This is a genomic window from Paenibacillus plantarum (genome assembly GCF_013141695.1).
Lineage (GTDB): Bacteria > Bacillota > Bacilli > Paenibacillales > NBRC-103111 > Paenibacillus_E > Paenibacillus_E plantarum.
The window spans coordinates 99,945-109,715 of record NZ_WHNY01000037.1; the positions used below are offsets into that span (position 1 = coordinate 99,945).

The following is a 9,771-nucleotide window of genomic DNA, read 5'->3' on the forward strand; positions in this document are numbered from 1 at the left end:
TAATATTATTAAATTATTAGTTAAGAAGAGATGCTGAAGATGTCTTTGCTATTTTTTCTTCTATACATGTTAATACGCTATGTAAGTTTTCAAATCTACTAATGTCCAACTCCTCATCGGCAAACTCAATACCAAATTCTTCTTCTGATAAAACAACCAGATTGATAAATGAGATGGAGTTAAAACCCAACAACTGTAAATTTGCATTCATGCCAAGATTTGAATCATCCTCCATACCGAGTACTTTCTTTAGTAACTTAATAAATCTATCTTCTAAGGTTACATTCATTGATAATTCCTCCTTTTTTAACAACCATTTTATGAAATGCTAAAGAGTCTATCTAAATCTTCCTGCGTCAAATCTACTGTATCGAAATCAGATGGAGTAAAATGTCTCTTTTGTGTAATACTGCAGTGTTCAACAATGCTATTTATATTCTGCTTATAGTTCATAAGGAATGTATCAATTTTAACCCCCTCGAAGTCAGCACTTCTGTTACTTATCATCAAATACAACTGATTTTTATGTACATAGCAGTTTATTACAGGAGTATCATAGATGCCGACATTTTGTTGTGAGATGTCATCTTCTGATATGCTAATCTCAGTCGCAAAAAACTCGTTCTCCAAATCTTTACTAAAATCACCCAAATAGTTAAATCGTATTTTAACTACATTACAATTTTTTAATCTCTCGTCCTCTAATAAATACTTCATCACACCATAGTCAAGCCCATTGGATGGCACTGTTCTAATTTGCTCTTTAAGGTTCATTATTAACTTATCTAATTTTTGATTCGGAACTGTTAGTCGAATAGGATAAAGAACGGTAAACCAACCTATTGTATTTGTCAGATTTATTTCATCTTGAAAATAATCTCTTCCATGGCTTTCGATCTCTAACCATACATTTGAAGTATCTGATACTTCTGTTAACGTATAAGCCAGTGCAATCATTAGAAGCTCTTCTGTGTGCGTATTATATGAAAAATTCGCTGTGCCCAATAACAAGCTCGTCTTTTCCTTATCAAGAGCCACAATTTGATGGCTTCTCTCATTATACTTTATACTCCTTGAACTTAATGATCTGGGCTCATCTGTGTACTGCGTATTCCTCCAAAACAGAACATTTCGAGTGGGTATATTTTGAGCATAAATATTTAATTTATTCGCCCACTTTCTATAAGAGTGGGTTTTCTCAGGTAATATTAGATCTAGTTTGTTTGATAATTGATGAAGGAGTAATTCTAGATCTTGGATAAATATTCTCCATGATACTGCATCTATAACCAAATGATGTGCAGTAATCAGGACCTTTCGATTATTATCACTGAGTATAAAATAACAAGCTTTAATTAAAAGCCCACTCTCAATATCAAAGCTACTCTTTAGTTCATAGCTTAATTGGGAATATCTTCCCTCTTGTTGTTCCGGGGGCACATTTGAAAGATCAAAAGATTCTATTCTAATTTTCCTAGTTAGATGCCCTGAATTGTAATATAAGGTGTTAGTCTTAGCGCAATAATTTAACCGGAGTGTGTCATGATGCTTAATCATCACTGAGAGAACTTGTTCCATTTGAATAACGGTGATATCTTGTTTCAAATTCAATACGATGGATTGGTTATAATGATTAACATTATAAAGGTTTTGAGCGAAAAACCATAAAGTAATCGGTGTATGCTTTATATCACCATCAAGTTGGTCCTGGTCTATGAATCCCCTAGATTTCTTGCTCATACATAACGCCATATCCGCGATTATGGAATGGTTCATGATATCCTGTACAGTTAAACTGTACCCAAGGTCCCTCAGTTTTGAAGATATCAGAATAGCATGAATTGAATCGGCCCCCATTTGAAAATAGTCATCCTCAATGCTGATGTTTTTGTTTAATATTTGCCGTAGAACTTGGATTAAAGTTTCTTCGTTTTTAGTCAGATTTCTTTGTATTCGTTTTGTTCTATGAATATCTACTTCTGGTATTGGTAGATGGGCATAGTCCACTTTCCCGTTCCTTGTCAGAGGGATACATGGCAAATTTACGATTTGTAAAGGTACTAATTTATCCGATAAACTGTGAGTTAACAATTTTCTGATATCATAAGAATCGGCAGTTTTGTTTCCATCTTTCCATACTATATAAGCGCATAAATAAATTTTGTCTGAATGTTCTTTTTTAACACTAACGACTAGAGCTTCTTTTATTAACTCATGTTTCTTAAGGCGAGTTTCAAGTTCATCTAATTCAATACGTTGTCCGTTAATTTTGACTTGATTGTCTACTCTACCTAAATAAACCAGCGTATTTTGATCGATGAATTTAGCTAAGTCTTTTGTTACATATAACTTTTGTCCTTCCAATAACGGATGATCGATAAACTTTTCATATGTCAAATGTGGCTGATTTAAGTATCCCCTTGCTACCCCCACACCTGAAATATAAATTTCCCCAATAACACCCATTGGAACCGGTCTTAGTTTTTTATCGAGTACATATACTTGGGTATTTGCTGCAGGCTGTCCGATGGGTACTGAAGTGCCCTTGTCATTTTCAGCAGAATATTTATGTATCATACACCCAACGGTTGCTTCTGTAGGACCATACTCATTATATATATCTACCTTCTGATTAAAGTTTTCATATGTTCTCCGTGCGAGTTCAGTTGTGAGATTTTCCCCTCCAACAATTAAAGTCCTAACTGAACAATGATCGAATTTCATATTACTGATCAAGGACAAGTGCGAAGGGGTTAATTTAATAATTGTAACTCTGGTATCTTTGATAATTCTCAAAAGGACATACTCATCGTCCTGATCTTCTTGCCCATACACCTCGATCTGAAGACCACATATTAAAGGGGTAAATATAGAAGTCACTGTTAGGTCAAACGAAAGTGAAGAATAAAAGGCGAAAATCTCATCCTCATCAGTAACATACGTATTTGATGCCCATTCAATATAGTTGACTAAGGATTTGTGCTCTATCAATACTCCTTTTGGTTTCCCAGTTGAACCTGAAGTGAAAATTACATAGGCTAGATTATTTGATTTGTAAATTGCTTGCCTTGTTTTAGGCATTACTTGTTGCCAATCGAATTGATTCATTTCAATGATCTCACAACGAAGTTTTGACTCTATCTTTACGTTTAGACTAGACAATAAAATATTACATTTTGCTTCTTTTATCATATAGCTCAATGTATCTTCTGGACAAGTTGGATCAATTGGCATGTAAGCCGCACCTGACTTTAGAACAGCGAGTAGGGCTACAATCATCTCAATCGAATGATGCATATATATACCAACAATGTCTTCTAGAAGTACACCTTTTTGTACTAAGTAATCTGCTAGTAAGTTTGATTTGTTATGCAGCTCTTGATAAGACATCGCGCGACTTCCATGACGAATGGCTATTCGATCTGGTGTCCTGGCGACTTGTTCCATAAATAAATCTATGACTGTTTTGCTTTTCGAATATTCCTTTCTAGTTTCATTATATTGAAATATAAATAAATCTTCCTCTTCGGTGGTCAGAAGGGAAAGATTTGATAGAAGTTCTGTGCTTTCATTTATCATTTTATCTATTAAGATTAATAGAGACTTATACATGAAATCAATATCATGTTCTGTATATTCATCTATCTTATAATCATAATCAAGAAGTAATTCCTCCTCTTCAGACCAATCCTTTACAACTAATTGCATAGAATATATCTGGTGACCATTATAGAATTCTGTATTTTCAAGTAATGCCCCACCTATCCGAGTACTTAACCTGGTATTGTAATAATTGACACAAAAATTATATAAGTTCTCTATACCATTTTTCTTAAGTTCAAGATCTTTCGCCAATAATTCATAAGGATACTTCTGATGAAAGTAAAACTTTCCTAAGTCCTCGTTTACTTTGGCCAAAGAATCAATAACTGTACTGTTTTCATTTAAAATAAAACGACATGGCATAGCGTTTGAAAACATGCCAATTGTATTTTTTTCTCTTTTTCCAGATCTGTTCAGTACAGGGGTTCCAATCACTATATCAGTAATGCCAGTCATTTTATATCTGAATAATAAATAACTAAAGACAAAGAATGTATTAAGTGATACTTTCTGTACGTTCGCAAATTCGCGTATCCGGTTAGACAATGTAGCATCTAATTGGTATGTCTTCCTTCGACCTTTGATTGAGTTTGAATTCTTTCCTAAACTCACATGAGAAAGGTCCTTGAATAGAACATTCCAAAACTTTTTATCTTTAATAAATCTCTCCGATTCTAAGTACAAGCTCTCTTTAAGAATGTAGTCTTTATATGAATAAACTTGATTAAAGGCAGGTTCTTTACCATCTAAGAGACTCTCGTAACAATGGCTAATGGTTTTCGTTAATAATTGCATTGTCCATCCATCTGCAATAATGTGATGGAACTTTGGTAAATACCCGTGTTTCTCGTCTGATAGTTTAAAAAAAGTAAATTCAAACAAATCATTATCGAACATATAAAATGGTTTTTGGGCTTCATTCTCTACCCACTGCTGATAAGCTTCATTGGGTTGTTCTAGAATACTAAAATCAATCCAATTTGGCTTAATTTCTTTGAATTCACTGATATACTGATAAGCTTCATTATCTTTTACGACGATACGCAAGCGAGAACCCTCGTTATGGTAAAGAAAAAAATGAATTGCGCGTTTAAGAATATTGAAATTAACCGTACCGTGAATAATAACTGGACCTCCTATATTAAACATAGGAGTTCCAGGATAAATGTTCTCAAGATACCAAATTCGCTTTTGAGGATGTGTTAAATGAAGCAATTCGGTATATCCTTTCAGCATGTAGGATAACGACCTCTCTTTTTTTATAATTTGGTACGAAGGTACATGAGTAAATTTTCATTATAATGTCTTTCTAAATCGTAAATGCGGTACAAGGATTTTTGTAAGGTATCAGCTGTAGATTTCCTATAAATGCGAGAAAACAAAGTTTTATCAACAATATTGGCTATTAATTTCCACAATTCGATTATTTCATTTAAATCTTCGAATACTCTTTTGTTAGAAATTAATTTTTGATTCCGATATAATTCTGCGTACTTCGCTCTGAGTATACTTCTGAATGTAAACGATAAACGCTGTACAATATTCATAAACTCAGATTCTTCATTAATTATTTGATTCAATTCTTCCGTAAATCCCTTTATTTGATCAATTCTTTCTATTAGCGTACTTGAGTTGTTCAGTGACTGATAGGCAAAATAACTCAGATGCTTCTCTGCATCTGAACTATCATTATTTGATTCCTTTTTACTAAATTCAATAAACGAGGGATTATTTTTACCCACGTTAAAATTAGCCAATAATCCATCGCAACATTCAACCATTTCTTGATAACTTATTGTCTGCGGTTGGTAATCCAAAGCGTGAATATCACTGTGTTCATAAATATGCAATGATTGGTTATAGTCATCATAGCCATATACTAACAATGTATGAGGCCAGTGTTTTTTCTGATAGGTATCCTTTCGAATTGTTTCAAAATAACAGTCAATTCTGACGATCACGGGGTTACCTTTTGCTAAGGCCCTCTTTATATCCTTAATTATATTTTCACTAGAAACGATCGTATTGGTATTAATTCCACATTTATCAGCTAACTTAAGTACGCCTTCTGCAGGGATAAATTCTACGTCGAGACCAAACGGGTCAACAGCATCCCTCTTACTATAAACAAATGTGTCGTTAGCTAAAAACATCTCAGTATTTTTTCCAAAAAAGTTGGAAATGGAGAAAAATGCATTATAAAAGCAGTCTTTATAAAAGATATCATTGAAAGGCACGAACCCCTTCAGTAATTGTTGCTTAGGTATGAAAGGTCGGGCTGCTTCTTGCCCATTGTCAAAATCATCAATCTTCAATATATAATCCTTACATTTTTCAATAATGGAGGCTACCTCTTGATTGTTGAATCTCATCCGGTTGTAATTAAAATTAATTCTAAGTTTGTTTTCAATAATGATACTGTTAATATCAAAAACATAAGGATTTTGCCAACTATCATCAACGGCTTTTCCGGAGGGGAGATGTGAAATGCTAAAAAGTTCAGTATTAATATCCTGGTCGAATTCTCCAAGATAATTGAAACATAATTCAGATATTGATTCTGATTTTTGCTGACGTACGATATCTTCATTCAAGTATTTTAGTAAACTGTAATTAAAACCTTTGTTTGGTACATGTTCAAGCATATCATTCACTTGACGAACCATTTCGAATAACCCTTGGGTATTGGTTTCAATAATTACAGGGTATAACGAAGTAAACCAACCGACTGTTCGATTAATAATTATGTCATCGATATAATCCTGACGACCGTGGCCTTCTAAATCAACACGCAAAACATTTCTACCAGACCAATCTTTTATCGCTAAACCAATTGCCGCCAAGAGTATACTATCAATGCTCATAAATAACAAGTTCGACGCTTTCTTAATACGTACTGTTTCTTCTTCTGAAAAAATTACTGCCAAATCTGTTCGCTCATTCGCTATATCTTTATATACCTTGTCTCCACTCGGCAACGGGTTAATGACTCTCGACTGTATTTCATTCCAATATGCCCACTCATTACGGACAACCTCCGAGTTTGAATAATCAATAAGGGCTAGTGCCCACTCTTGATAAGAGTTTGTTTTTTGTGGAAACTCTACCGTACTACCATTTTGTCTTAATAAATAGCCCTTAGCGAAATCCTCCAAGAGGATTCTCCAGGAGATACCATCAATTACAAGGTGATGGATGATCATTAACAAGTGGTCACCGTCAGTCGTATGAAACAGGACAGCCTTTACAAGAGAACCAGTTGTAATATCGATAGAGGAATGAGCCTTGGTGGCTTCTTTCGCCGCAAGCTCAGATATATCAGGATCTTTAAATCCTGAAAGATCAATGTAGTCTATGTTACAGTACTGATGCTCCTCCACCCCTTGATTATATTGCTTGATCACACTGTCCTCGAATGAATAAATTATTCTTAATGCATCATGATGTTTAATAATCTCTCTAAGAACATCATTAACTATGTTTACATCAAAACCTTCTTTACGATAAATAAACACAGATTGATTATAGTGAGAAGGATTTGAAAATTTTCTTTCAAAAAACCATCTTTGGATTGGTGTCAAAATAACTTCCCCGTAGACAGGCCCTTGATGAATTGCTTGATATCCGCCCAATTGTATCTTCTCAGATAACTCCGCTATCGTCGAAAACGCATATAGATCCTTAATTTTGAGTAGCATTCCATCTTTTGATAACATTGCGGCAAGACGAATGGCCTTAATCGAATCTCCACCAAGGTTGAAGAAGTTATGGTTAATTCCAATATCTTTAACCCCAAGAACATCTCTCCATGCATTTACTATTAATTCATCCTGTTTATTTCTAGGAGCAACGTACTCAACATGTTCTATTGAATTATTGGTTCTTTCTAAGTACTCTGATGCTACAGCTTCCATTTGAGTCATTTGTGTTAATTTATTGTTTATTTTTATAAGATCATCGTCAGAGAAAATTCGCATCTCGCTCAAACGAACATTCGGATTCTTCAATGTCTCTGTTAAGTATTCAGTTAACAAATGAACAATTTGTTTGACTGAAGCCTCTTCATATGGTCCTTCTTTGTATTTAACTACAAGAGAAAGAGAAGAACGGTTTTGTGAAAAGAAAAAAACCATATCGGCCATACACGAATCCATCCATAGTGTATTATGTATATTTTCAGACATAATTACAGTCTTAAATAGCGGCACACCCTCAAATAAGGGCAAACCTTTATCTTCAAATATACTTCTTATTGGATATCTTTGATTATCGTAAGTTAGAGTAAGGGATTCCTTGACAGAGGATACTAACGATTTAAAAGTATGTTCCGATGCCATGAGGAATGATACAGGGAGAAGCCAATTTACTGAACTTCCACTTGAGTCTACTTGAATGGATGGAACACCAACAAGTAATTTCTCTTCCTTCATAAATTTATGGAGTAAAAATAAAATACCTGATAAAAAGACCATGAAACTTGCAGATTCTGACTGGTTGCACAACATCAACAATTTACTAGAGAGTTTTTTAGGAAACTTATAATGATAACTGGAATCGACAGATAATATGGAGGAGTTATAATCTTCCTGTGGAAAAGCTGAAAGCCTCATCTTCTCATCTAGGGCGTTTAGCCAATACATTCGTTCGTGTTCATATTTCCCGCTGGATATTATAATATTTTCCGTAGACTTATTTATCATTTTTGTAAATGTCTCCTTACTTGTTACTCTCGGTTGTAACATAATCTTCCCCAGCCATCGTACGACTAAGGGAAGATGAGAGTTTCTATAGATTTATAACTATATCACATAACTTAATATTAGGGTTATCGATTCCTACTGTTAAAATATCCATATAAGCTGACATTAGTTTTTGGATTGTTTCATCCTTATACAACCCGCGAGAATACATGAAGCATAGATTAATTAGCTCATTTTCTGCCTCAAAAATATCAAATTGCAAATCAAATCGGGTATTCGTTGGGATATAATAAGGCTCCACCTTGACTTTACCCATCTTAAGCTCGGGATATCTCATGTTTTGCATAATAAACATCGTCTTAAATAGACTATCAATATGAGTTTTGTGTTTTGACCTTAATTTTTCTACGAGTAATTCGTACGGATAATCTTGGTTGGCATAAGCGTTAATTAAATTCTCTTTAGTTTCAGTTAGAAATTCAGCGAAGGTTTTATGACCTGCAGGATAATTGCGTATTGCCAATGTATTGACGAACATGCCCACAATATTTTCTACCTCTTGGAAGTTCCTACCTAGTGTACTTGTTCCTATACATATATCTTCGCTACCTGTCCACTTCCATATTAGTAGATTATAGACTGCGAAAAAGAGCATATTACGTGTTGTACCAGACGACCCGCTGAATTTGATAATCTTCTCTTTTAGATATTCATCAATTTCATGGATTTTTAGTTTCTCCTCAAAGTCTTCAAGAAGGTCTTTGCTGTAATCCGTTTTGAATTCGGTCGAAGGTGTCCCATCTGCAAAAGTATTTATCCAGTATTCTTCTTGCTTTTTCATTGTTTCCGTACCCATAAACTTCATTTGCCAAACAGCATAATCCTTGTAATGTATGGATAAGTTCGGTATTTGTTTACATTCATATAGTTGAGTAAATTCTTTCATTAATATAATCATTGAAGCTCGGTCAGATATGATGTGGTGCATGTCCAGCAACAATGCAAACTTAGTATCTGAAAAGTGAATAATTTTAGCCCTGAAAAGTGGAGCATTCATTAGATCAAATGGACGAACAAAATTATTTAAATGCTCTTCCGTAAATACAGAATCTTTTGTTTCGATATATTCCACTTGGAAATCAACCTTATTATATACTCGTTGCACATATTCTCCCCGCATTACATGGAAAGAGGTACGTAAGGTTTCATGGCGGTTGACTAGCGTTACTAGACATTCTTTCATATGTTCCAAATCAACCTGTCCCTCTATGATTAAAACCCTTGGCAAGTTGTACGCAGTTCCGCCCACCATTTGATTATGAATGAAGAGCCTCATCTGAGCTGAAGATAATGGATAATATTCTGCCTCAGCTGCAGGGGAGATCATCAATTCTTTGACTTCCTCCTCTGGTTTTGTATCCAGATAGTTCGCCAGCTCATCAATCGTTGGATATTGGAGTAGTTCCGT

General features: G+C 34.4%; 4 protein-coding genes. All 4 read right to left on the minus strand.

Annotation, left to right across the window (positions count from 1 at the left end; translation table 11 throughout):
• Positions 1-16: 16 nt before the first annotated feature.
• Positions 17-289 carry an acyl carrier protein gene (locus tag GC096_RS11975; protein WP_171630454.1) on the minus strand — a complete coding sequence of 91 codons (273 nt, stop codon included), beginning with the start codon at positions 287-289 and terminating at the stop codon, positions 17-19.
• A 29-nt stretch (positions 290-318) separates the two neighbouring features.
• On the minus strand, positions 319-4,839 hold the full coding sequence (locus tag GC096_RS11980; RefSeq protein ID WP_171630455.1) for a non-ribosomal peptide synthetase: 4,521 nt from the start codon (positions 4,837-4,839) through the stop codon (positions 319-321).
• A 23-nt stretch (positions 4,840-4,862) separates the two neighbouring features.
• Positions 4,863-8,303, minus strand: coding sequence for a condensation domain-containing protein (locus tag GC096_RS11985; RefSeq protein WP_171630456.1), 3,441 nt, complete (start codon positions 8,301-8,303; stop codon positions 4,863-4,865).
• Between the two features lie 85 nt (positions 8,304-8,388).
• Positions 8,389-9,771: condensation domain-containing protein (locus tag GC096_RS11990; protein WP_246302715.1), on the minus strand; the 1,383-nt coding region annotated here is incomplete at its 5' end.